Here is a 25,580-nt window from a genome sequence, read left to right as displayed (position 1 = left end):
ATTTATAATAATTGTCAGTAAAGATTCTTCCAAATCGAAAGGTCGTGTGAACAAGTGCAAGAACCAACCATTTTAGTAGTGGATGATGAGGCAGATTTAGCGAATCTACTAAAAGTAAGCTTACAAAAAGAGGGCTACAAACAAATTTATACAGCTAGTACCATTCGCGATGCTTGGACAAGCTTTCAACAAACAACACCCGATATTATACTTCTAGATGTCATGCTTCCCGATGGTGAGGGTTACGATTTATGTAGACGTATCCGTGAAGTATCCCATGTCCCTGTGCTCTTCATGTCTGCTAAAAATGAGGAAATTGATAAAATTTTAGGACTAGCCATTGGCGGAGACGATTATATTACAAAACCTTTTAGCCCGAAAGAAGTAGCCTATCGTGTGAAGGCGCAATTACGTAGAGCTGGCTATCAAACACAAGATACCATAACGAATATTGTTGAAAAAACACTACAAATTGGACCATTTCAGTTGAATGCCGATGAAACTGAAGTGCATAAAAATGGCGTGTTATTGGAGTTAACAGCTAAGGAAATTGGGTTAATGGCGTGCTTTATGCACAATCCCAATCGAATCTTAAGTAAAGAAACATTGTTTGAACGTGTATGGGGAGAGGATTTCTTCGGTTCTGATAACACTGTTATGGTGCATATTCGCCGGTTGCGTGAAAAAATTGAGCAGGATGCGTCTAATCCTCTATATATCACAACTGTAAAAGGACTTGGCTATAAGTTTGTCATGCCCAAAGAGGCACAAGAATGAAGTGGAAATTAACCGCTCGCTTTCTCCTTTCCGTACTTTCTATCGTCATCATTGTTATTTTTGTCAATACAGCTATCTTCATGGGACTCCTTACTTATCGGCTAACAACTGACTCTGAAGGTGTTTCTGCCACCGAAGAGGAAAACTTTGTGCGAGAATTTCAAAAACATATCGAGATAAAAAATGGAGCAACCTCCATACGTGAAGATGGACTCGAACAATTGCATCAAAGAAATGCTTGGATACAATTGCTTGATGAAAATGGTCAAGTTATTGATTCTCATTTTGCACCAGATAAAGCACCATTGCACTATGCACCTATCGACTTAATTCAAGTATATAAATATAAAGAATTCGATTCTGATACTACGGTGTATATTGGCAGTAAGGATCCCTTTAGTTATTTAATTGGTATTAAAGGTAGCGGTGTTACAAGGCTTGTTACGCATGTTTCTGGTACATCACTCTTACAGTTTATAGGGAAATTTGGCCTGTTCATCGTGATTGCGGACTTGTTAGTAGCTACATTAGTAGGATGGCTTTTTGGTCGTACATTAACGAAACCTCTTTATGCGATGATAGATCGCATTCACCATTTAAAGAATCATGATCATACGTCTATTAAGACTCCTGGTGGTGTCTACAAGCCGGTTTTTGAAAACTTAAATGAAGTATCACGAGAATTGGCAGCCCATGAACAGGAGCGAAAGAGACTAGAAATTATGCGTGAAGAATGGATTAGTAATGTCTCCCACGATATGAAAACGCCACTTGCCTCTATTCGAGGTTATGCAGAACTATTGAATGATGCACAAATAACAAATACTGAGCAAATCGAGTACGCAAAAGTTATAGAAAAACAATCATTGCATATGCAAAATCTACTGGATGACTTAAATTTAACGATGCGTTTAAGACATCAACAGCTTCCACTTACACTAAATGAAGTGAACATGGTGCCTTTTATTCGAGAGATAGTGATTGAAACATTAAATACACCACAATATGAACAAGCTAATCTAACGTTTGAGGCGACAACTGCGAACAGTCTTCATCAAATAGATGAACATTTTATGCGCAGAGCTATCATGAACTTTTTACACAATGCATTGCTTCATAATGCTCCCGATGTATCTGTCCATGTGTCTGTTGATGAGCATAATCTTACAATTTCTGACAATGGCAAAGGGATAGACCCAGAGGATTTGGAACATATTTTTGAACGCTATTACCGAGGCACAAATACTGACAATACTGCTGGGACTGGTTTAGGTACAGCTATTGCTAGAGATATCATTGAGGCCCATGGAGGAACAGTGACCATCACCTCGGAAAAAGGAAAAGGTACATGCGTTATTATTGATCTACAAAAGGAATACTAAATAAATAAACTAAATTTAACCAGTTGAATTTAAACGCTAAATACTTTGCACTGAACTTTCGTGTGGAAAAGAAGGAGTCTCAAAATTTGAGACTCCCTCTTTGTGCTATTTCATTTGATCCTGCACTTTAGCAGGTAATTCATGGAATTTCACTTCATCAAATGAAGTAACTTCTGTTTCCTTTTTCACGTAAAGCTTTAAATAAGCATCCTGGCGTAAATTTTTATGAGCGGAAAACTTTAATGTTTTCTCTTCCCCATTTTTATCGTAAGTAGGTAGCTCGTACCAATACATTTTAAAGATTTCACCACTATCTGCTTTATACTCCTCTACCTCACCATCAGCCGTGATATGAACATAGTAGGTATCTTTATTTAATCGGTTAAAATCTACAGTCATCAATACAATTAACCCTGCTACGAATAAGATAAACAATGCACCTATTCCGAAAAATACTTTTTTCATATTAATTCCCCTGTCTCACTATTTTATAAAACGAACGAACGGTAAAGATATAATAAATAAAGTAAATAGCTGAATATGCAATCATCCACAAGATGACTGGTTTTGTAATATTCATGTTAAATAGCTGTGAAAATGCTAGTAATGCAAACACACTATGTGCAATCCCCACAATAAGTGGCGCACTAAAGATAACAGCGACCTGTCCTGCTACTGTCTTTAAGATTTGCTTACTATTTACACCAATTTTATTTAAAATAGCATATTTTGCCTGATCTTCTTCGGCTTCCGTTAAAATTTTGAAGTAGATAATACTGCCTGTTGCTGTTAGGAAAACCAATCCTAGGAAGCTTCCCACAAACAATAGAGCACCAACTGTTGCTAAACTATCCTCATAGCTTTGCGGTACACTAGAAAATGATTCTTGTTGTTCAGAAGACAACTGCTGGTAAATGTCTTTCGACACATCCTGTTGTTTCAAATCATTGTCCAATCCAACAACCTGCATCATAATTTCATCGGCATCAGTAGCTTTAAACTCTCGATCATTCACAACGAGAACTGTTCCAGCTGCTATAAAGTTTAACACGCTTTCCGTGTACATCTTCTCTACATGGAAGGAGTCTCCGTTCTGTAGCTTAAAGTCCTCACCTGTAAAATCATGTGAAAATCGTTCATCATAGGCTGCATCAAGTAAAACCGTAGAACCCTCTGGAATGTGTAGCTCTTTATCCTTGCCTTGTAATTTCGCTAAGCGATTATAGTCCGATTCCTTAAGTAATGTATATTCGAAAAATGAGAATTCATTATCTACACGTAAATTTTTCACAGCCAGTGCTTCATTATATAAGACATCCTGTTGTGAAAATTCTACTGTCTCGCCTTTCCACATAAATGTGTTTGGTAGCATCTGACGTACAGAAGCTTCTGCATTATAATACATACCGAAGACACCGCCACCTGCTGTAATCGTAGTGGCACTTAAAATTGCAATGATTGACAACGATTTTGCATTGGCTCGAATACGATACAATAATTGAGAAACACCGATTAAATTTAAACCCTTCCAGGACCATGATGTTGCTTTCTTTAATGCTGTTAACACAAAGACACTCACACTATGGAATAGAAGGTATGTCCCTGCAATTGTCACCCCTATAACCATTAATGGCGTACCTAACACCGTAAAGAATCGCCATATTTCACTCGTAAACATATCAGAGGCAGCTGTATAATAACCAAATACAATAAGTACAGTGCCGAGTAGAGCAGCTACTAATGAAGCACGTGGAATTTGCTCTCCCTGTTTGTCTGCGTGGAATAAATCTATTAGCTTAAATTGATAAATTACACGGTAACCTTGTAAAGATGTGAATAAAAACAGTAGTGTAAAAATGCCCGTTGTATTAATTAGTGCCTCCATTGAAAATGTCAGGCTACCAACCACTTCATAGCCCATTAAGCGTACTAGTATCATTAATAGCCCTTGGGACATAAAGAAACCTAGAAGGATACCAAACACAAGAGAGACAAGCCCTATGACTAAATTTTCAAAAAAGAGCATTAAGCCAATTTTTTGCTTACGTACACCTAGTAACGAGTAAAGGGCTACTTCCTTTTTCCGCTTCTTCATAAAAAACGAGTTGGAATAGGCCATAAAGATGACAATGAAGAACAGAAGTACGACTGACGAGGCACTCATCAATCCTTTAATTTGTTGTGACGATTGCTTTAAGGCTGAAAGATCATCATTATATTTGAGTGTCACAAACGTAAAGTAAATAACGATACTAAAAACCATTGAGGCAATATATAAAAAGTAATTCGATAAATTGCGTTGAACATTTTTACGCGCTAAACTAAATAACGTCATTTACTCCACCCCCGATGCTAGATAGCACCTGTAAGATCTCTTGGAAAAATTGCTTCCTCGTTAGAGTCCCACGTTGAATTTCCTTAGATAGCTGTCCATCCTGAATAAATAGAATGCGCTGGCAGAAGCTAGCTGCAAAGGCATCATGAGTAACCATCATAATCGTTGCGGCTTGAGATTGGTTTAAATCACTTAAGCTTTCTAATAAATCGGTTGCAGATTTTGAATCTAGCGCACCTGTAGGCTCGTCGGCAAAAATTAGTTTCGGTTCTGTCACTAATGCTCGCGATGAAGCTGTACGCTGTTTTTGCCCACCTGAAATTTGATAAGGATATTTGTTTAATAAATCACTAATTCCAAACAATGCAGCAATGCGATCAACTCTCGCATTAATAGCCTTTGTCGGCATTTTTGCAATCGCTAGTGGTAAAACAATATTTTCGCGCACTGTTAAAGAATCAAGCAAGTTATAATCCTGGAAGATAAACCCTAAATTATCTCGACGAAAATCTGCTAATTCAGCATCCTTCATACGTGCCAAATTAGTATCTTCAATAATAATTTCACCAGTCGTTGGCGTATCAATCGTTGCTAATACATTAAGAAGCGTAGATTTCCCAGCCCCAGAAGGACCCATTACCCCAACAAACTCTCCCTTTGCTACTTCAAATGATATATTCGATAGCGCTGTAAAAGTATTTGCGCCTTTGCCGTAAGTTTTTCCAACGTTTTGTACCTTTAATAATGGCGTCATATACGCTCACCTCTTCTTTCTGACTTTAGTATACGACCCCAAACTTACAGCAAATTTGTCGCAAGCTTACAGCAACCTTAAATCCACTGCTTTTTGGAATTTATAAACAAAAAAAGATTCATACACAAGTTGTGCATGAACCTTTCTAATCTATTGAGCTAATACTTTTTGAATATCTTCCTCAAAGCTACTTGGCTTATCTGCTGAGGCGTAGCGTCCAACAACCTCTCCATTACGGTTTACAAGGAATTTTGTAAAGTTCCATTTAATACTATTGCCTAAAAATCCTTTGGAGTGGGAAGTAAGATAATCGAAAATAGGATGTGCTTCTTTACCATTCACCTTAACAATTTCATGCATGGGAAATGTCACACCATAGGTTAATCGACATTGGGAGGCCGCTTCTTCAGCTGTCGCTAGCTCTTGTTTAAATTGATTTGATGGAAAACCAAGTACAACCAGACCTTGCTCCTGATACTTTTCATAGAGACCTTCTAATTCTTCAAATTGTGGTGTAAAGCCACATTTAGAAGCTGTATTAACAATTAGCATCGGCTTTCCTTTATAACGTTCAAGGCTATAGATAGTACCATCTTCTAAAGTTACATTAATATCATAAATGCTCATCTCTCTACCTCCTATTATAAACGTCCATTCATTCTTGCCACCTGCTGCAAAGGGTCCCAAACACCGTTGAATGGTGGTGCATAGGCCAAATCTAAATCTAGCAAATCAGGTAAGGTCATTTTACTATATAATGCTGTCGCAAACACATCGATACGCTTATCGACTCCCGCTGGTCCCACGATTTGCGCACCCAATAACAATTGATCGCGCTTGCGAACGACCACTTTTATAAACATACGTTGTGCACCGGGATAATACCCAGCTATATGGCGTGCAGATAATTTAAATGCCTCATAGTCAAAACCAAGCTCTTTAGCATCACGCTCATTAATGCCTGTTGTAGCAATAGTTAAATTGAAGAACTTTAAAATAGATGTGCCCACAATTCCTCTAAACGGAGCAAATTTGCCTGACATGTTGAGACCTGCTAAACGACCTTGCTTATTGGCAGTCGTTCCTAACGGTATATAATCTAAACGTTCTTTCACAATATTAAAGTGAGTTGCACAATCGCCAGCTGCATAAATATTTTCAAGGGAAGTCTCTAAATGACGATTTACAATGATCGCCCCATTTTTTGCAAGTGCAATCCCAGTATCCTTTAAAAACTGTGTATTTGGTTTTATGCCTGAAGCGACAATGACTAAATCCGTCTCTAGAACGCCGTTATCTGTTATAACACGTTCCACTCGTTTATTTCCTTCAAAAGCCTCAACGCTCGTATTTAATAACAGCTCTACATTGTTCTTTTTCGCTTCCTCATGCACATGCTGAGCAAGTTCTTCATCTAAAATACGGGCCACATGACTTCCGCGCTGAACAAGTCTTACCTTTTTCCCACAGGCATGTATTGTTTCAGCCATTTCTAAACCAATATAGCCACCACCTATGATGGTTACCTGCTCAATCTCTGGTGTTAAATCTGCCATCAAATCTTCCAGTTGAGGAATTGTTTTTACCGTATGGATACCATCTAGCTCATTCCCCTTTTTCACAGGCATGACTGGACTAGCACCTGTTGCAATAAGAAGTTTATCGTAGGTAATCTCAAATTTGTCGCCACTTGCTTGTGTACCTGTAATAACCTTCTTCTCTATATCTACATTCTCTACCTCATAGCCAACTCTTGCATCAATGCCATACTTATCTCGAAAAGTTTCGACATCTCTTGCAATTAAACGTTTGGTTGATGAAATACGACCATCTACAACATAAGGCAATCCACATTGCCCATATGAATAAATAAAACCACGTTCTAAAGTAGTTATTTCTGCTCCTGGAACATTTCGATAGATTTCCATTGCTGCAGACATACCTGCAGCATCTCCCCCAATGATGACGTATTTCATTCTACAAGCCCCCTTATTTTTTCCTAGTTGCCATTAAATCAGCATATTGATCGATATACAAACGTCGTTTTCCACCACTTATGATGACCCTTACTACATGAACGGCTAATATCATTGTAAGTGTAAAACCTGCTATTGCGGCAAGTATAGAAATGACAATTTGTAGAACATAAAATGATGAATCCATATCTAATTGGATGTCACCTAATGTTGTAATGGCATCTGATAAACACAAGGTAGCGATAATAGCAATACAACGACGCCATGATTGCTTTACAATACTTTTGCCATTCTTGTTGACCATTGTAAAACGCATCACCTTCATACCAAGCGTTGCGCCATTCATCATACTTGGTATCAAACCAAAGAGTATAATGTACAGAGCCATTTTCACTAAAAATTCAAAAGTATCGCTATACCCTGTCAGAACACCAATAATCACCCAAACCAATTGGGCGATAAATAAATCAATGACCAATGCTAGTAAAATAGAAATCGGCTTAACAATATCATTTTTTTCCATTTCAGCAGCTTTAGTCTCAACCTCTTCATGAGAGGGGAATAATGCCCAAACAATTGGTGCTAGGAAGAAACCTAGGAGCGCACCTATACTGTTTAGTAATAAGTCATCGACATCAAAGATTCGGTATGCGCAATTAAAGATGCCATAAATGCCTGTTCTTTGTGTGACCTCATAAAACAATGTTAGCAAAAAGCTAATTAAAAATGCACGTTTCCAGTACCTTCTTTCTTTAAGAAAATATCGCAAGTAAACGCCGAATGGCATTAATAGTAAGAAATTAAAGAAGGCTTGAAAAAATGCCTGCTGTTTTGTGATAGCAAGCCATGTAGATGGATTTGTGACAACAACGCCACTATCCTTTAAAACATCATCAACAAATTGAAAAAGTCGCAAATTAGTATGAACGGTATCTGCGGATTGAAGTGAGCAAGTATCTCTTGTAGACGGAAATGGTAGTAATACTAAGCAAAGCGCAGATAAAAAGTAAAAAATAAATGAGAACATGATAATGGTTTTGGACATCGATAAGTATCCATACTTGCGATACGTATAAATTAGCCATGGTATAAATAGTACAAAGGATAAAATAATGGTTATGAAAAATGCTATAAAAATGGATTGCGTGTACGTTGACATAGAAACACCTCTCTCTTTAAATTGCCCTATTTTCTGAACACTAAAACTAAGTTTAGTCCTTCAATACTACATGTATATTTCATCAAGCTTACATAATCCTTAATTCAATAAAAAAACAGGTAAAGAATATATACTCTCTACCTGTTACTTACTATGCTTTCGCTATTTCTTCTTTACAGAATGTCAAAATTTCTTCTAGTTCATCATCCTCTAATGCAAAGTCTAAATATTCACCTTCAGTCTTTTCCATGATGAAGTAATTTAATATAAATGGTTCTTCGTTTTTTTCACCTATAAGGACACGAATTACAATACCAGCTTCGTGGTAAAGTTCATCCTCTTCATCAATGTCTACATCCAGAATAAATTCATAACGCTTACCTTCAATAATATTTGTTGGGTCTAAAATTTCTTCCATTGAGAATTGTGTAATTTCCATTATATTTGCTCCTTTTTCTTTAGCTGTTCTTTTCTATATTAAATCAATTTCAGCATGGGTCAACTAGAAAACCCGTATACACCTGTAGTTAATTATGCCACAATGAAATGGAATTAATTTAGAACTAAATTTCCCTACATACGAGGAGGCTTTTTCATGAAAGAGCTATTATATTATCAAGACGTTATGTTACAAGAGTTTGATGCAACTATTATTAGTAAAGGAACTGATGAATCCGACCGTCAGTATGTTGTACTATCGAACACCGCTTTCTATCCCACTGGTGGTGGTCAACCTCACGATACAGGTACATTGAATGCGTTGGAGGTCATAGATGTTGAAAAAGTGGATGATGAAATTCGTCACTATATTGAAGGTGATCTATCGACTTTAGATGGTGTCGTACATGGCAAATTAAATTGGCCAAGACGATTTGATCATATGCAGCAGCATGCTGGCCAACATATTTTAACAGCTGCTTTTGTAGAGCTTTTTAATGCGCAGACTGTAAGCTTTCATCTAGGCAGTGAGCAAGTAACAATTGATCTTGCTATAGAAACGATTTCTGAGCAGCAGCTTGCAGCGGCAGAAGCAAGAGCCAATGACATAATTTTAGAGAACCGCCCTATTCAAACTACCTGGGTTACAGAGCAAGAGCTGGGCAACTATAATCTTCGTAAAGAAGTCGCAGTGACGGGAGACATCCGACTTGTGATTATCCCTAATTTTGATTACAACGGTTGTGGTGGCACTCACCCTACATCCACAGGGCAAGTTAGTACCATCAAAATATTAGGTACGGAGAAAATGAAGGGCAATGTGCGCGTTTCTTTTGTGTGTGGTCAACGCGTTTTGACTGAGCTTGGCATGCGTAAAAAAGTATTAGCGGACGTTGCTCGTCAATTAAGTGTCCCTGAGATTGAAGCTGCCACAGCGCTTACAAAAGTTTTATCTACTCAAAAAACTACAGAAAAGGCTCTCGCTGCTGCGAAAGAGGAATTACTCACGTATGAAGCAAGGGCACTTGTTAATAGCGAAGGTGTCGTAACAGCTGCTTTTAATCAGCGAACAATGCAAGAGCTACAAAAAATAGCACGTTTGATTGTTACGGAACAAAAAGATGTAATAGCTCTACTTGTATCTGAAAATGAAGGCAAACTACAATTCGTCGCAGCAAGAGGGAATAATGTTTCAAAAAGCATGAAGGATGTTGCCCAAAAGGCACTGCCTCTTATTAATGGTAAGGGTGGCGGAGGTGACCAAATGGTACAAGGTGGTGGCGATTGCACCGTTTCGAAAGAAGAATTACTAGCAGCGATGCAAGACGCTTAATTGCATTATAATAGAGGAGCTGTTATTAAAAGACGGCTCCTCCTATATTGTTGAAAAAAGACAATGTTACTAGCAGAAAAAGAATTTTTGACAAGGTGAGGGGTTGATTTTCGTTCCGCTAGCGTCCTTTCCAGGGGGTGACTGACAACCCGTGGGATAGCGAGACAGACGAGCCCCTGCATGGAGCGGTAATCCATCTTCACCTTTAACAAAAATTGTATGAATGGTTTTGTTTTTAACACTCTGAAGGAGCTATCATTAATAGACAGCTCCTCTCTAATTTAATATTTAAATTTTTGAATGGCTTCATATAAACGTTTTGCCATTTCTGATAGTTTTTCAGTTTGATTGTTCATTACTGCTACCGTCTTCAACTGTTCCGCTGTTGCATCTGTTACCTCATGCACATAATCACTGGCCGCATGTGCAGTAGCTGCCATTTCTTCCATAGACGCGGAGACTTCCTCCGTGTTGGCAGACATTTGTTCAGCTGAAGCATTCATTTCTTCAATTTGACCTGCTATTTCTCCTACTGCTTGAACCATTTCCTCGAAGCGTTCTCCTACTGCCTCAATGGAAGCTAAACCACGCTCAACATTATCTTCACCAGATTCCGCTGCTTTTACTACTTCTAATGTATAAGATTGAACTCTTTCGATGAGCACATTAATTTTAGTAGCTGATTCTGCTGTTTGCTCCGATAGCTTGCGAACTTCTTCTGCTACAACGGCAAAGCCTTTACCAGCATCTCCAGCCCGTGCTGCTTCAATAGAGGCATTCAATGCCAATAAATTTGTTTGATCGGAAATATCGGTAATCATTTTTGAAATTAAGCTAATTTCTTCTGACTCTTTTTCTAGTTTGTGAATAATTGATAGTTCATCTGTTGTGCCTTGCTGAATCTCATTCATACATAGAACGGATTGTTGAACTGCATGATTGCTTTCACTAATTTTCTGGGAAATAAAATCTGTATTACAAGCAATTGAGGAGGCAACTTCAGCTACATTTTGTATCCCTATTGCCATTTGTTCCATTGCTGAGGCACTTTCCTCTGCCATCACAGTTTGGCTTTGTGCCCCTCGATCTACTTCATTTATTGCACCAGCAATTTGCTTTGAACGCTTTGTTACTCCATTTACATCTCCCATTAAATCACACGCAGCTTCATTCACTGCCGTTGCTTCTTGACTCACTTTGGCTATCATTTCCCGCATATTATTAGTCATGCGATCTAATGCACGTGCCATCGTTCCCATTTCATCAATACGTTTCAAATATTTTTCTGGAATCTCCTGTGTAAAGTCTCCATTCGATAAGCCCTCACTAATGCGAAGTACATGTCGAAGTGGTCTACTAACAGAGCGAGAAATGGCAAATGAGATGCATAGCCCAAGTATCGAAACAATGATCGTAGTGACAATGAAGTTGGTCTTAAGCTTAGAAAGCCCTGAAAGCATCTCATCTTCTAGTGCGATGACCCCCATTTTCCAACCATTATCAAGGGTATGATAGCCCATTAGACTAGTTCCTGTATCTTCCATTTTAAAAGAAAAATAACCGTTATCATTAGTAATCATTTCTTTAGCAGCCATTGCTCTTCCTGTCTTAATACCTGTTTCGTCTGCTTCCTTAATTGGATTGTATTGCTCCTTCACATACGAGTGATTATTATGTCCAATAATTGTTCCGTTAGCGTCTAACATAAATGCATAGCCACTGTCTCCAACCTTAATGTCTTCTACAATTTTAGATAGGTAATAGCCGTCAATACGTGCTAATAATAAAGCTTTTTCACCTGTCACTGTATCAATTGGAGAAACAATTAAAATGACTGGTTCACCTGTTACACGACTAATCGTAATTTCTGACATGACAGATTTACCAGTAAAACCTTCTTTTACGTAATCACGATCCCCTAGTTCAGCTGTTGTATCATCCAAATAATGGGCAACTCCATTAGCATCGATAATGCCAAAACCTAAATAATTCTCATTACTGGCAAGACGTTTCGATAGATACTGCTTTTGCTTTTCAAAGTCCATGCTCCGAACTGCCTCTTGCTCTGCAATTGCCTCCACCTCCACTAGTGTTAATTGGAAGTGTTCTTCTATGTATTGAGAAACATCCACTGCTCTAGATACCAAATTAGATTCCACTTGCTCATTCACGGCTTTTGTACTATTTATCCAAGTAGATAGCCCAAGCGTGCCACATGTTACAAATACAAGAGCTATAATTGCAACAATTAATTTACCGCCAATACCTTTTAACCACATTTCTCTTTTTCTCACTTCTTCCATTTTTAGCTATACAATCCGCATATTTTCACATAACTTCAGAGTAAAGTCACTAAAAGTAGAAGTCAACAAAAGTTTTCCAATATGATTAATAAATGTATAATAATACCATTTACACTACCTTTATAGTGCTAACAATTTTCTACAAAATTTTCAATTCATAGATCCCTCTTGTCATTTAAAAGGAGAGTACATCAAGCTAATGGAGGAAATTAAAACATTTTCCAACAAAAATTGATTATAATTCACATTTTTTGCTGATTATTAAAGATAGGATCCGTTTAACACATTTTGAGGGGAGGATTTCCATGAGTTCAGACAAAAATAATGTTTCTCGTCGAGACTTTTTAAAAACTACAGGTATTGCTGCTGGTACATTAGTCGGTGGTGGTTTAATTGGAGGATTAGTTGGTTACAACATCAATGGTAAAGGTACTTCTACCCTAGAGCATGGTGGTCATGAAACAACGAATGAGGCTACAGGCTCCCCAAAAGCTAAGATGTTTTTCAGAAATGAAAAAGATTTTAGTATCTTATCAAATGCCACGGAACGTATCTTTCCAGAGGACGATTTGGGACCAGGGGCTATTGGTTTAGACGTTCCCTATTTTATCGATCATCAACTTGCAGGAAATTATGGGAGTAACTCTAAAGAATATATGCAAGGTCCATTTGATGTAGGTGCCCCAACTCAAGGCTACCAGAGCCGTTTAACGCGAGCGGAAATTTTTAGACAGGGTATTCAAAAAATGGAGGATGAAGCACAAAAGCGTTATAAGAAAAGCTTTAACGATTTAGATGGCAAACAAATGGATGAAATATTAACTGCCTTCCAAAAAGGTGACATAGAAATGGTTGGGGTTACTTCCGCGTTCTTCTTTACATTATTACGAGCAGCAACATTAGAGGGAGCTTATTCTGACCCTATGTATGGAGGAAATCGCAATATGGATGGCTGGCGTATGAAGGGCTTCCCTGGTCACCAGATGGCTTATATTACACAAATAGAAGATGCCAAGTTCCAAAAAATTGAGCCTAATCCATTAGGCAACCATTAAGGGGGGATAAAAAATGGCTAAAACATTACCGAGTGTAGACGTAGTAACAGTTGGTGTAGGTTGGACTGGCGGTATCGTTGCTGCTGAATGTGCTAAAGCCGGCTTAAAGGTAGTCGGTTTAGAGCGAGGTCAAAAGCGTGGTACCGAGGATTATTTAAATGTTCATGACGAATACCGTTATGCCATCCGATATGATTTAATGCAAAATCTTTCTAAAGAGACCGTAAGCTTTCGTAATGATCGCAATATGAAGGCATTACCAATGCGTCAGCTTGGCTCTTTCCTACTTGGAGAGGGTCTGGGTGGATCAGGAACACACTGGAATGGCATGACTTATCGATTTTTACCCTATGATTTCCAAATCAAAACATTAACAGATAAACGTTATGGACCTAATAAGCTGGGACCGGATTATCTGATTCAGGATTGGGGCTTAACATATGATCAGCTAGAGCCCTATTTCGATAAGTTCGAGAAAACAGCTGGTATTTCGGGTGATGATAAAAATAAATTTAGTGGAAAGCGTTCGAATCCCTATCCAACACCGCCTATGAAAAAAACGCCTATGCTTGCACAATTCGAAAAAGCTGCAACAAACCTGAAGCTAACACCTTATATGGTTCCATCAGCTAACGTATCAGAGGTTTATAAAAACCCAGATGGCGAAACGATCAACGCTTGCCAATATTGTGGTTTTTGTGAACGCTTTGGATGCGAATATGGTGCAAAGTCATCCGCAGAAATTACAGTTGTCCCTACAGCCCTGAAGACAGGAAATTTTGATTTACGCTTCAATTCCAATGTTGTTGAAATTTTAAAGCAAGGTAACAAGGCTACAGGTGTAAGATATATCGATACTGTTTCGGGAGAAGAATTCATTCAGCCAGCTAACGCTGTTGTATTAACTAGTTATGTCTTTAATAATGCCAAGCTATTAATGGTTTCTGACATTGGTGAAAGATATGACCCTACTACTGGCAAAGGAACACTTGGCAGAAACTATTGTTATCAAATCTTGCCTGGTGCCGCTGGGTTCTTCGAGGAACAATACAATACATTTATGGGTGCAGGTTCGTTAGGCATGTGTATAGACGATTACAATGGGGATAATTTTGACCATAGTGATTTAGAATTTATTCACGGAGGTAATATTGCGCTTACACAGACAGGTACACGACCAATCGGCTCAAATCCAACCCCGCCTGATACGCCTACTTGGGGACCAGAATTTAAAAAGCAATCTATTTATTACTATACACGTTCATTTGGGATTGGTGCGCAAGGAGCATCTATGCCACATAAGGAAAACTATATATCGCTGGACCCTACCTATAAGGATGCTTACGGGCTACCATTAACTCAGTTAACATACAATTTTACTGATCAAGATCGAGCTCTTCATAAATACATCTCTGCACGTGCAGCTGACATTATGAAGGAAATGGGTGCAAAAACAATTGTCCCTAACGCGGAAATTACCGATTACAATATCGTACCTTACCAAACGACGCATAATACTGGTGGTACGGTGATGAGCTTAACACCAGAACAAGGGGTTGTGAATAATTACTTACAGCACTGGGATGTTGATAACCTTTTCGCAGTAAGTGCAGGCAACTTTGCACACAATAGTGGTTATAATCCAACAGGCACATTAGGGGCACTTGCCTACCGTTGTGCTGAGGGAGTCATCAAATACAGTCAATCAGGTGGTTCATTAGTATAAAAAAGCATTCTAAAGGAGGCAAGACTTATGGGAGGTCTAGGAGCAATTGGAGTACCTGGATTAATCATTATTTTAGTGATTGTATTAATTGTATTTGGCCCAAAAAAATTACCAGAAATCGGTGGAGCGGTTGGTAAAACGTTTGCAGAATTTAAAAAGTCTACTAAGGGACTTATGGATGATGAAGATGATACCGTGAAAAAGGTCGAAAAAAAATCTGATGCTTCGTAGGAGGGTTTCCTATGGATCCATATGAAGACGGAAAAAGAAAATATTTAAGCCCTTTAGATAAACCACAAGCCGAGCCTCCAAAACCAGTGGAGGCTTTAGTTGAAATACCTAATGTAGCAATTGAAGAGGATCATGTGTCAGATGAACCCCTGATACCTGTTACCTCATTATTGGAGCATCTTAGTGATTTACGTAAGCAAATTATCAAAGGGTTAACTGTTTTTATTTTATTTTTCATTGTTGTCTTTTCTACTATTAATATTTGGTTTCCATTCATAACGCGAGGTCACTCACTCGTTATTTTAGGACCGCTAGAAGTAGTTAAATTTTACATGACAATTTCAACTACTTTAGCTTTTGGTCTTGCAATGCCTTTCCTCGTCCACTTTCTATGGAGCTTTATTAAACCAGGCTTAAAAGAAGAGGAAAGTCGATTTTTAGGCCTCTATGCTCCAATCATGTTAGTTCTATTTTTAGTAGGAGTAGCTTTTGGTTATTTCGTCGTAAACCCACTTAGCTATACATTCTTAGTAAGCATTGGGGCTACCAATTTCGATGTCATGGTATCAGCAAATGAATATATGCACTTTTTAATCATGACTACAGTACCGCTTGGTCTATTATTTGAGTTACCGATTGTTGCCCTATTCTTATCAGCCATTGGTGTACTGACTGCTGAATCCATGAAAAAAATACGAGGCTGGTCTTATATCACAATGGGCGTAGGCTCCGCTGTTATCACGCCCCCAGACTTTATAAGTCAGTTACTCGTATTAATACCGATGATTATTTTGTATGAAATAAGCATTTACCTCGTTAAACGTATAGAACGCAAACAAATTGAAAGCACTGCGTAAATTTTACGCAGTGCTTATTTTTTCTTTAGATCCATCACAATAATTTCTGGTAGATTAAAAATGCGATATGGTACTGAGCTATTACCTAACCCTCTACTAACTACCATTCTCGTCGCGCCTGCTTCGTAGACACCAGCTGTATATTTTGGAAACAGCCCCTGTCCTGGTGCAACAAGTCCTCCAAGCCCAGGAATACGAACTTGCCCACCATGCGCATGCCCCGAAAATACTAAATTTATGTGGTAATTTACATACGTATTAAATATTTCTGGTCTATGTGCTAGTAACAACTTAAACATATCGTCTGGCAAATAGGCCGTTGCAATGTCCAGCATATCTTCTGTTGTTCTACCCATTAACGGATCCTCAATACCAACAATCGCCAAGCGCTCCCCGTCGCGCTCTAACACGGTCGATTCGTTGGCCATAATATGTACCCCTAACGATGACAGCGCCTCATAAATTTCTTTCACCTTATTTGACGCTACCTCATGGTTTCCTAGTACATAATAAACATCCGCTATTTTAACTAGTCCTTCCACTGCTTGTAGACTTTGTTTTAAATTATAGCGATTACTATCGATCACGTCACCTGTGATAAAAATATAATCAGGCTTTGTATCCTTTACCTTAGCAATCAATTTTTGTTGCTTGTCACCAAAGACAGCGTCATGTAAATCCGAAACTTGTACAATGCGTAGCCCATCAAAGCTGTCAGGCACACTTTCTGATTCAAACACATGTTTACTTACGACTAGCCAGTGATTGTTTACGTACAAAAAAATGACTATAAAAACAACAAAGAAGATACCATATAATAATTTTTTCAATCGCAATCGCTCACTTTGTGGCTACTTTTTTCAGAAATAATTCTGACTTTCTTATTATAAGCAAAAAACAGAGTGATTGTAAGTATATGCACTTTAAATACACAAAATGCACAAATACACTTAACTTAAAATTTTTAGCAGTAGATTATGATACACGGTTTAATCTATTTTTCGTTAACTATTGGCATGTTATACTATGGGTAGAAAGGCATGTTTTATTATCCACTCATAATACATCACGATTTGGGAAATGCATCTCATTTACTAAAGTGCGAAAATACTAATAAACTTAAATCAGTTAAAGGAGAAAAAATTGCTGTACTGTAGGTAATGATCCAATTAGATTGGACGGTAAACGGTGTTTTACTACCTAATAGATTACATAATTTTCAGAATTGAATAACTTTAGAGTCCAGCTTCCATTGCTAAGTATAAAATTGATGACGAGAAATTTATTAAGTACAGTTGCGCTACATAATATTCTAAATTTAGATGTTAAGAGGTGAAAAAATGTTAAAAGCCATCATAGTTGATGATGAAATTTTAGCAATCAATTTATTAGAAGCTACGTTACATGATAATAGCGCTGTTACTATTATCGGAAAATTCGTAAATCCACTAGAAGCTATAGCAAAGATCCCTATACTCAAACCTGATATTCTTTTTTTAGATATAGATATGGCGGAAATGAATGGTATTGAATTTGCTAGTAAGATTGCAGACTTTCCTTTTTTAATGGATATTGTATTTGTCACTGCCTTTGAGCGTTTTGCAATAGAAGCTTTTAATGTACAGGCTGTTGACTATATTTTAAAGCCTATTGAGAAAGAACGTTTAATGAAGACAATCAAGAGAATATCCATGCGTAGAAAGCAATTTCCAGTAAAAGCTGCTGTACACCATATAGAGGAAGATGCTCATATAATAGAGGATTTTCACTTTCATGTTCATTCCGGAAGAGTATATATCGGTAACACAGCATTGGCCTTATCTACAAAGGAATTTCAAATTTTTTTCTTTCTAGCTCAACGACCAGGACAAATTTTCCCCCCATCAGAGCTGTATAAGCTTATTTGGGCAGAGGAAAGTATTGGGCATACACAGGCATTGAAGGTTCATATTAGTAATTTACGAAAAAAGCTAGAATCCGTTGCTGGCCATAGAGCAAAGATTATAACAGTGAGGGGTTCGGGATATAAATTCCTTTTCGAGCCATGAAAAAGAAGGGCACTGCGATTACATTCGAATCACGTACCCTCTTTTTGGTTATTTTTTTGCGGCTTCTTGAATTTCATAAAATGCCCAATGGTGTTTTGGAACATCTTTAAATAATGGTATTTGATCTTCACTGAAGACTTGGCGTTCAAACAGTCGATTTAATACCTTCACTGCTTGTGCACGTGTTAAAAATCCATCTGGATTGAATGTATCGGCTGTTATTCCTGTCATAATTTCTGCTGCATTGACAGTATCAATTGCTTTCACTGCCCAATGATGGACGCTCACATCTTTGAATGCTGGACTTTGTGAGGTTGATGGACAGAAATCGGCATCAGGACGTTCTACACATTGCTGTTCTATCCAGCGGGCAGCCACTGTAGCCATCTGTGCACGCGTAATCAAGCCGTTTGGATTAAAGTTAGTTGCTGTAACCCCTTTAAACAGACCCTTCTCCTTCGCAAATTCGATTGCATCTTTAGCATCATGTTGGAATGTGTCTGTATAGGTTGCCTTTGCTTGCGGTATGGCATTACCTGTTAATTGACGAGCAAACATACTTGCCATCTGTGCCCTTGTAACAGGAGCATTCGGACGGAAGGTACCATCTGGATAGCCTTGAATGTAAGGTAGATGTGTAACACCCTCTGTAGTTGGCTCCTTCACTTCTTCCTTCTCTGGTAAGTAGAGAATGGAGAAGGTGGAGAATTTATTCACCTCAAACTGTAAACCTGTTATTCCCTTTTGATATTCTACAACCTTCCCTCGTACAACTTCTTTTGTGCCATCACTATGCTCGATATAAATAGCCAGATGATTGAGCTGTTCCTGTGTAATATCTGTAGGTAATGGAAGAGTTAATAATACAGGTCTATTCTGCATATTAGTCTCAATTTTCATGGGTTGCCCTAATACTTTACTAAATGAACTATTAGCTATTTCTTGCACAATTGACTCTTTTTTTGCACGTTCTTCAACCTGTGATTGTTCAGCTTGTCCCTTTAAAGGAATTAATCTAAAGTATAAATTATCACTAAACGTTGCCAATGATTCATTGGAGACATTGACACTTACATCATAAGCTGATATTTCTAAATTTAAACGACTTTCTTTTAGTAGAGTAACAATATTATTAGGTATAGATATGTCCACTTGCTTTACATTATCCTGCGAATTAGGAATAACAATACGAGCTTGATCCGATTTTTCTTCTTTTAATTTATTGATAGTTTCTAATACACTTGCTTCTGTAAGAATTACTTCATCTTTCACCAATCCATCTACATCTACTAATCGCTTAATAGTTGTTTTAGAAACGGCTTTTCCATTACTCGACTCCACATTTACAGTAAAACTCTCTGTAGAAGAAGGTGGAGAAGATTCTGATGTAGAGGTATTTTCACTATTAGTAGAAGTATTCTCCTTTGTCACTACAATTGTATAAAGTTTTTGACTGCCATCTTCAGCCGTTACCAAAATTTTTATTGTATTGACACCTGTTACAAGCTTTATCGGCTCTTCAACTGATCTCCCATTTATTGTGATTTCAGCTTTTTTATCCTCAGCTAATGGATTAACAAATATACTATCTACTCTAGAAGTAACAATAGCGGTATATGACATTGTATTTTTATTAAATGCCATATTTAATGCTCCCTGTGAAATTGTCAAATCCTTTAAAAAGGCATTATGGCTTTTAGATAATGCAATTACATCAATGGTGAAGCTTTTAGTATCCACAAAATTACCGATGAAAATTTGTGCTGTCAACGTAACCTTTTGATTTCCTGTGGAGATAGTAGGGCGAACAACGCTTCCATTATTTTGAACTACCTCAGGTTTGTCAGATATCCAATTAATCGTTGTTCCATTATCCCCGATAATTGGTAAAGTAAGGTTTTTAGTGACATTTGCTGAGGTATCACCCTGAGCATATTGAATATTAAGTGTCTCTTTATCCAGTTGTACCTTTTGAACAAGTATACTGGATACTTTGCTATCTAACACAGACTGTAAAGTTTCTATAGACTCATATCCTTGATTAGGACGGGCAAGTAGAATTTGCTTACAAACTTCATCTTGATCTTCAATAGTGAGAAGATTGTAGTTATTATAATTTAAATGATCATCATCAATGAACACTGTCCATAGTGTTAATGAGTCTGTCGTACTGTTAACATTAATAAGATAAGAACGATTATTGACTGCATTTAAGTATGTTTGTCTTAATGTACTTGTAGATGTATATCCACTTTGTGGTCTTTCATCTATTAGCTTATTAGCTAAATAGTTTTGGTCTGCTAATTTAAAGCTTTGAAATAATTCATTAGCTTTAGCAGTATAATGTAATACACTCCAGTCAGTAGTCATTGCCAACTTCATTTCTTCCGTATTAGTGGCAGTATTAAATGAAGTTAGACCACTTTTTGCTGCTACAGATGATAAAGGTAGCAAGCAAGCAACTAAGGTAAATATCATAATTAAGTTTTGTATTTTTCTTTTAGAATGTTGAATAAAAATCACCCTTTCCTCGTTAGAATATAGTTTAGTAATGTCCGATAGTAGAAAAGTCGTCTTTAGGTAATATTGTCCACTCTAAAATATTGAAATTTGTAGAACCTGATTGCAGTCTTTTATCTCTAATATAACCTCCATTACTTTCCAATATAGCGGTTGTCGAATCTTTTGTTCCTAACATATCAACAATATTCCCATTACTGTCTTTTAAAGTAATTGACACCGTTATTTTAGAAGCATCTCTAAAAATAAATTCTTCGTTGTAATAATATGATAAGGTAATATCCATAAAATCATAAAAATAGGGATGAATCACTACAAAATTCATATTTGGATTTACTAAAGATATATCTAATTCTTGAACACTATGCTGCATTGAAATTAAATTATATTGCTGTATCTCTAATTGATAACCATATAGAGGAGATGTAGTAGGATTATATATTTCTAGGACATCATTATAGTTTCCACTTTGTACAAAATCAGATATAAAAATACTTGGAGCATCTACAGTGAATATAAAACTTGTAGATTCTAGCCCTCCTTTGCCATCATCTGCTGTAATAGTAATAATACTTGTCCCTATTGCTTTTTGTGTCATGTTAAGGGTTGTACCATTTAAACTAGCCGTAGCTACCCCACTATTACTAGAACTTACAGCTAATGTTAACGAATCGTTATCAGCATCTGAAAATACATTACCTACATCAATACTCCAAGGTATACCACCAATAGTTGCTCGTTGATTTCTAACCGTCTGAGCTACAACTGGCGAGTTATTCACTGTAGGATTGTCTATGGTAACTGTAAAGCTAGTTGATACTTTTCCTCCTTTGCCATCATCCGCTTGCACTGTAATTGTATTAAGCCCTACTGCTAACGGCAAAATAGTTATTATTTGCCCACTTATTTGAGCTGTAGCAACAGTTTCATTGCTTGAGTTTACTTCTATTGTAAGAACATCATTATCTGGATCCGAAAAAATATTACTAACATCTATTGTTAGTACATCTCCCACAGTACCTGTTTTGTTATTAATTGTTTGTTCGACCACAGGAGGCTGGTTAGGTGGGATTGTAACTGTTAATTTAAAGGTTGTAGAGACAATTCCTCCATTACCATCATCCGCTTGTACAGTGATTATACTTTGCCCCACAGCCAGCGGTACAATAGTTATCATTTGTGAAGTCAATTGTGCTGTAGCTACAGTTTCGTAACTTGAATCTACATCTAATGTCAAGTTATCGTTATCTATATCAGTAAAAACATTGCTTGTATCAATTAATATTGGAGCTCCCCCTACGTGTCCTATTTGGTCATTTATTATTTGAACAAGGGTAGGTAAGTTATTCCACTTGGGTAATACCTCTACCTCAAAACTACTACTAGCTCTCCCTAATTTTCCATCATCAGCACTAACTTTTATTCTTGTTTTTCCTGGGGATAGGGCCTCTAGTGTTAATAGATTTGAGTTAATTTCGGCTGTTACTACCCCCACAGAATCAGGAATAGCTTTAAATATTAATAAATCATTATCAGCATCATAAAATAGCTTACTTAGATCAATCACGATATTTGCTTGATCAAGTGTCATTGTTTGCTTCTGAATTCTTTCTGAAGCTACCACAACAGGTGGATGATTAAAAGAAGTTGCATAAGTTAATTGTGCTTGAAAACAAAAACTAAAGATTAAAGTTAGCAAAATGATTATCTTAGTACAATTTTTACTACGTGTATTTTGACGCAAAATCGTTCCCTCCCATATATGTAAAATAATTAACATTACTCTCCCTTTTGCTATGACTTTCAACTCACATAAAATTATATAATAGAACTAAAATCCTAACTACAAAATTCATTAATGATAAAAGTTAATTTTTCTTAACCTTTATTTATCAAAAAAAGGCTATTCAATATTGCTAGCAATATTGAATAACCTTATATTATTTTTTTATCTATTCTTCACGAATATGCTTTACTGCGGCTTCTTGAATCTCATAAAATGCCCAATGGTGTTTTGGAACATCTTTAAATAATGGTGTTTGATCTTCAATGAGGACTTGGCGTTCAAACAGTCGATTTAATACCTTCACTGCTTGTGCACGTGTTAAAAATCCATCTGGATTGAATGTATCGGCTGTTATTCCTGTCATAATTTCTGCTGCATTGACAGTATCAATAGCTTTCACTGCCCAATGATGGACGCTCACATCTTTGAATGCTGCACTTTGTAAGGCTGGTGGACAGAAATCGGCATCAGGGCGTTCCACACATTGCTGTTCTATCCAGCGGGCAGCCACCGTAGCCATCTGTGCACGCGTAATCAAGCCGTTTGGATTAAAGTTAGTTGCTGTAACCCCTTTAAACAGACCCTTTCCCTTCGCAAATTCGATTGCATCTTTAGCATCATGTTGGAATGTATCTGTATAGGTTGCCTTTGCTTGCGGTATGGCATTACCTGTTAATTGACGAGCAAACATACTTGCCATCTGTGCTCTTGTAACAGGAGCATTTGGACGGAAGGTACCATCTGGATAGCCTTGAATGTAAGGTAGATGTGTAACACCCTCAGTAGCTGGCTCCTTCACTTCTTCCTTCTCTGGTAAGTAGAGAATAGAGAAGGTGGAGAATTTATTCACTTCAAACTGTAAACCTGTTATTCCCTTTTGATATTCTACAACCTTACCTCGTACAACTTCTTTTGTGCCATCACTATGCTCGATAAAGATCGCCAAATTGGCAAGTTGTTCATCTGTTAAATCTGTAGGCAACGGCAATGTTAATTTAACAGGACGGCTTTGCATATTGGTTTCGATGGTCATCGGACGACCAAGCAACTCAATAACCGCACCTTCTACCAATTGCTGGACAACGGTTTCCCTTTTGGCTTGTTCTTCAATCTCTAGCTGTTTATCATGCCCTTTTATCGGAACGAGTCGGAAGTATAGATTCTCATTAAACATTTCCAATGAAGTTTGTGGCACTTCAATTCTAACGTTATCGGTAACAATTTCGAGATGGACTGCTCCATTTTGCAAAAGTGACAGCACATTTTTCGGAATGGACACTTGGACTTGATTTACTTGATCCTTCTCGTCTGGGATAATAATCCTTGCTTTATCATTCCCTTGTTCCTTTAATTTCCTAATTGTCTCTGTTGCGCTCTGTGCCGTTAATGTCACTTCATCGTTTATAGTGTTATCTACATTTTTTGTTCGTTTTATTGTTGTTTTAGAAACTAGCTCGCCATCACCAGACTCAACATCTACCACAACTTCCTCTACATTGGTTGAAGGTGTTGATGAACCAGAATCAGGATTTGGTAAAGGATCAGTATTGCCCCCACCCGTATTATTAATAATCCATTTTGCGTAGATCACTGTGTTCGCTGTAATAAGAGTATTAAAATTATATGGTGTTGTGTAGGCATTACTTGTATACCAGCCACCAAATGTATAGCCCACTTTCGTTGGTGTTGGTGCTGGCTGACTTGCTTTTCCTTCATGTACTACCGTCTGATTAGAGACAGCACTTCCTCCGTCTACATCAAAGGTTACCGTATGTGACACAGTCACTGGATTCCATTTTGCATATAATATTATACTTCCACTACCCATTATGAAAGTTGAATCTGGTGCATAATCTATTCCTTTTCCATCTGCTTGCGTGTTCCAGCCCTCAAACTTGTAACCCACTTTTACTAGATTTCCTATATTACCTAGAACTGTTACAGTTTCTCCTTGCTCATACGTTTCACTATCTGTTGGAACTGTGCCCCCTGTGTTTGTATTGCCGTTGTAGATGATCGTAATAGTTTGTGCTGAATTTACTATTACAGGAACTACATTACTTGTCGCTGTAGCAATTTGATTGCCACTTACTCCACTATTCGTATTTGTCACTATTACATAGTAATACATCGTGCCTACTGTAGAGGTGGGGGCTGCATAGCTCGCATTTGTTGCTCCGCTAATTGGAGTCCCTCCACTCGGGCTATTCGTCGTGTTGCTGTACCATTGGTAGCTTAATATGCCTCCATCATTTACACTTGCCCCTACACTTAATGTTGGACTGGTAGCTCCTTGGTTCACAGCCGTTCCTACTGGCTGCGTCCCGATTGCTGGCGTCTCAGCATTTACTAACGCATTCACTGTTACCCCTACTACATTACTTGTAACTGGTGCAGTTTGATTGCCACTTACTCCACTATTTGTGTTCGTCACTATTACGTAGTAATACACCGTGCCTACTGTAGAGGTGGGGGCTGCATAGCTCGCATTTGTTGCTCCGCTAATTGGAGCTCCTCCACTCGTGCTATTCGTCATGTTACTGTACCATTGATAGCTCAGGGTTCCTCCATCACTCACACTTGCCCCTACACTTAACGTCGGATTTGTGGCTCCTTGGTTCACTGTCGCTCCCGTTGGCTGCGTCCCGATTGCTGGCGTCTTGGCATTTACTAACGTATTTACTGTTACCCCTACTACATTACTTGTCGCTGTAGCAGTTTGATTGCCACTTACTCCACTATTTGTGTTTGTTACTACTACATAGTAATACATCGTGCCTACTGTAGAGGTGGGGGCTGCATAGCTCGCATTTGTTGCTCCGCTAATTGGAGCTCCTCCACTCGTGCTATTCGTCATGTTACTGTACCATTGATAGCTCAGGGTTCCTCCATCACTCACA

General features: G+C 37.8%; 20 protein-coding genes. 8 read left to right on the top strand and 12 right to left on the bottom strand.

The genetic code is table 11. The features are described 5' to 3' along the window. Positions 1-54 precede the first annotated feature (54 nt). Entirely contained in the window at positions 55-777 is a 723-nt protein-coding gene (locus tag RCJ95_RS20090) for a response regulator transcription factor (RefSeq protein WP_221681362.1), read from the top strand. Then, positions 774-2,159: a sensor histidine kinase gene (locus RCJ95_RS20085; protein WP_446722665.1), complete on the top strand. Its 1,386-nt coding sequence runs from the start codon at positions 774-776 to the stop codon at positions 2,157-2,159. The genes RCJ95_RS20090 and RCJ95_RS20085 overlap by 4 nt, the downstream gene beginning before the upstream one ends. A gap of 105 nt (positions 2,160-2,264) precedes the next feature. On the opposite strand, the gene RCJ95_RS20080 is transcribed toward RCJ95_RS20085, so the two are convergent. The 7 genes from RCJ95_RS20080 to RCJ95_RS20050 all read right to left on the bottom strand — a co-directional run bounded on the left by RCJ95_RS20080 (position 2,265) and on the right by RCJ95_RS20050 (position 8,822). Next, positions 2,265-2,624 carry a YxeA family protein gene (locus RCJ95_RS20080; protein ID WP_004233888.1) on the bottom strand — a complete coding sequence of 120 codons (360 nt, stop codon included), beginning with the start codon at positions 2,622-2,624 and terminating at the stop codon, positions 2,265-2,267. Position 2,625: 1 nt separating this feature from the next. Beyond that, on the bottom strand, positions 2,626-4,494 hold the full coding sequence (locus tag RCJ95_RS20075) for an FtsX-like permease family protein (RefSeq protein WP_446722664.1): 1,869 nt from the start codon (positions 4,492-4,494) through the stop codon (positions 2,626-2,628). Then, the gene (locus tag RCJ95_RS20070; RefSeq protein ID WP_004233892.1) at positions 4,481-5,248 is read right to left on the bottom strand and encodes an ABC transporter ATP-binding protein; all 768 of its coding nucleotides are present in this window, start codon (positions 5,246-5,248) and stop codon (positions 4,481-4,483) included. Before RCJ95_RS20070 ends, RCJ95_RS20075 begins: the two co-directional genes overlap by 14 nt. A gap of 150 nt (positions 5,249-5,398) precedes the next feature. Next, positions 5,399-5,875 (bottom strand): glutathione peroxidase, encoded by a 477-nt coding sequence (locus tag RCJ95_RS20065; protein ID WP_446722663.1) that lies wholly within the window; start codon positions 5,873-5,875, stop codon positions 5,399-5,401. A gap of 14 nt (positions 5,876-5,889) precedes the next feature. Continuing rightward, entirely contained in the window at positions 5,890-7,224 is a 1,335-nt protein-coding gene (locus RCJ95_RS20060; RefSeq protein WP_446722662.1) for an FAD-dependent oxidoreductase, read from the bottom strand. 13 nt (positions 7,225-7,237) lie between these two features. Next, positions 7,238-8,383, bottom strand: coding sequence for a VanZ family protein (locus tag RCJ95_RS20055; protein ID WP_446722661.1), 1,146 nt, complete (start codon positions 8,381-8,383; stop codon positions 7,238-7,240). A gap of 151 nt (positions 8,384-8,534) precedes the next feature. Next, positions 8,535-8,822 (bottom strand): DUF6509 family protein, encoded by a 288-nt coding sequence (locus tag RCJ95_RS20050; protein WP_446722660.1) that lies wholly within the window; start codon positions 8,820-8,822, stop codon positions 8,535-8,537. A gap of 156 nt (positions 8,823-8,978) precedes the next feature. Here RCJ95_RS20050 and RCJ95_RS20045 point away from each other — a divergent pair, with 156 nt between their 5' ends. After that, positions 8,979-10,154 carry an alanyl-tRNA editing protein gene (locus RCJ95_RS20045; protein WP_446722659.1) on the top strand — a complete coding sequence of 392 codons (1,176 nt, stop codon included), beginning with the start codon at positions 8,979-8,981 and terminating at the stop codon, positions 10,152-10,154. Between the two features lie 281 nt (positions 10,155-10,435). On the opposite strand, the gene RCJ95_RS20040 is transcribed toward RCJ95_RS20045, so the two are convergent. Then, positions 10,436-12,433, bottom strand: coding sequence for a methyl-accepting chemotaxis protein (locus tag RCJ95_RS20040; RefSeq protein ID WP_337976443.1), 1,998 nt, complete (start codon positions 12,431-12,433; stop codon positions 10,436-10,438). 329 nt (positions 12,434-12,762) lie between these two features. Here RCJ95_RS20040 and RCJ95_RS20035 point away from each other — a divergent pair, with 329 nt between their 5' ends. From RCJ95_RS20035 to tatC, 4 genes are read left to right on the top strand one after another with little or no spacing between them, the layout of a single operon-like run. Next, entirely contained in the window at positions 12,763-13,512 is a 750-nt protein-coding gene (locus RCJ95_RS20035; RefSeq protein ID WP_312129231.1) for a gluconate 2-dehydrogenase subunit 3 family protein, read from the top strand. A gap of 13 nt (positions 13,513-13,525) precedes the next feature. Continuing rightward, the gene (locus tag RCJ95_RS20030) at positions 13,526-15,238 is read left to right on the top strand and encodes a GMC family oxidoreductase (protein ID WP_202342715.1); all 1,713 of its coding nucleotides are present in this window, start codon (positions 13,526-13,528) and stop codon (positions 15,236-15,238) included. Positions 15,239-15,265: 27 nt separating this feature from the next. Next, a complete protein-coding gene (gene tatA, locus RCJ95_RS20025; protein WP_048390784.1) occupies positions 15,266-15,469 on the top strand; it encodes a twin-arginine translocase TatA/TatE family subunit in 204 nt (67 codons plus the stop codon). Positions 15,470-15,480: 11 nt separating this feature from the next. Beyond that, the gene (gene tatC / locus RCJ95_RS20020; protein WP_446722658.1) at positions 15,481-16,326 is read left to right on the top strand and encodes a twin-arginine translocase subunit TatC; all 846 of its coding nucleotides are present in this window, start codon (positions 15,481-15,483) and stop codon (positions 16,324-16,326) included. A gap of 14 nt (positions 16,327-16,340) precedes the next feature. On the opposite strand, the gene RCJ95_RS20015 is transcribed toward tatC, so the two are convergent. Further along, positions 16,341-17,156, bottom strand: a complete 816-nt coding sequence (locus tag RCJ95_RS20015; protein WP_202342713.1) for a metallophosphoesterase — start codon at positions 17,154-17,156, stop codon at positions 16,341-16,343. 510 nt (positions 17,157-17,666) lie between these two features. On the opposite strand from RCJ95_RS20015, the gene RCJ95_RS20010 reads away from it, so the two are divergent. After that, entirely contained in the window at positions 17,667-18,374 is a 708-nt protein-coding gene (locus tag RCJ95_RS20010) for a winged helix-turn-helix domain-containing protein (protein ID WP_446722657.1), read from the top strand. Positions 18,375-18,422: 48 nt separating this feature from the next. Here RCJ95_RS20010 and RCJ95_RS20005 read toward each other — a convergent pair whose 3' ends face one another. The 3 genes from RCJ95_RS20005 to RCJ95_RS19995 all read right to left on the bottom strand — a co-directional run. Beyond that, on the bottom strand, positions 18,423-20,897 hold the full coding sequence (locus RCJ95_RS20005; RefSeq protein WP_446722656.1) for an S-layer homology domain-containing protein: 2,475 nt from the start codon (positions 20,895-20,897) through the stop codon (positions 18,423-18,425). A gap of 22 nt (positions 20,898-20,919) precedes the next feature. Continuing rightward, positions 20,920-22,674, bottom strand: a complete 1,755-nt coding sequence (locus RCJ95_RS20000; RefSeq protein ID WP_446722655.1) for an Ig-like domain-containing protein — start codon at positions 22,672-22,674, stop codon at positions 20,920-20,922. Between the two features lie 172 nt (positions 22,675-22,846). Beyond that, positions 22,847-25,580 (bottom strand): S-layer homology domain-containing protein (locus RCJ95_RS19995; protein WP_446722654.1); only part of this gene is annotated, 2,734 nt, incomplete at its 5' end.

The sequence above is a fragment of the Lysinibacillus sp. BSL11 genome, assembly GCF_052928325.1.
The sequence above is the reverse complement of the archived record's forward strand: the minus strand, read 5'-3'. Positions and strand labels throughout refer to the sequence as shown.

Coding starts and splice junctions, on each gene's coding strand:
- RCJ95_RS20060 (WP_446722662.1), bottom strand. CDS start 7,224: ATGAAATACGTCATCATTGGGGGAGATGCTGCAGGTATGTCTGCAGCA.
- RCJ95_RS20010 (WP_446722657.1), top strand. CDS start 17,667: ATGTTAAAAGCCATCATAGTTGATGATGAAATTTTAGCAATCAATTTA.
- RCJ95_RS20030 (WP_202342715.1), top strand. CDS start 13,526: ATGGCTAAAACATTACCGAGTGTAGACGTAGTAACAGTTGGTGTAGGT.
- RCJ95_RS20045 (WP_446722659.1), top strand. CDS start 8,979: ATGAAAGAGCTATTATATTATCAAGACGTTATGTTACAAGAGTTTGAT.
- RCJ95_RS20075 (WP_446722664.1), bottom strand. CDS start 4,494: ATGACGTTATTTAGTTTAGCGCGTAAAAATGTTCAACGCAATTTATCG.
- RCJ95_RS20080 (WP_004233888.1), bottom strand. CDS start 2,624: ATGAAAAAAGTATTTTTCGGAATAGGTGCATTGTTTATCTTATTCGTA.
- RCJ95_RS20065 (WP_446722663.1), bottom strand. CDS start 5,875: ATGAGCATTTATGATATTAATGTAACTTTAGAAGATGGTACTATCTAT.
- RCJ95_RS20070 (WP_004233892.1), bottom strand. CDS start 5,248: ATGACGCCATTATTAAAGGTACAAAACGTTGGAAAAACTTACGGCAAA.
- tatA (WP_048390784.1), top strand. CDS start 15,266: ATGGGAGGTCTAGGAGCAATTGGAGTACCTGGATTAATCATTATTTTA.
- RCJ95_RS20000 (WP_446722655.1), bottom strand. CDS start 22,674: ATGTTAATTATTTTACATATATGGGAGGGAACGATTTTGCGTCAAAAT.
- RCJ95_RS20085 (WP_446722665.1), top strand. CDS start 774: ATGAAGTGGAAATTAACCGCTCGCTTTCTCCTTTCCGTACTTTCTATC.
- RCJ95_RS20035 (WP_312129231.1), top strand. CDS start 12,763: ATGAGTTCAGACAAAAATAATGTTTCTCGTCGAGACTTTTTAAAAACT.
- RCJ95_RS20050 (WP_446722660.1), bottom strand. CDS start 8,822: ATGGAAATTACACAATTCTCAATGGAAGAAATTTTAGACCCAACAAAT.
- RCJ95_RS20055 (WP_446722661.1), bottom strand. CDS start 8,383: ATGTCAACGTACACGCAATCCATTTTTATAGCATTTTTCATAACCATT.
- tatC (WP_446722658.1), top strand. CDS start 15,481: ATGGATCCATATGAAGACGGAAAAAGAAAATATTTAAGCCCTTTAGAT.
- RCJ95_RS20040 (WP_337976443.1), bottom strand. CDS start 12,433: ATGTGGTTAAAAGGTATTGGCGGTAAATTAATTGTTGCAATTATAGCT.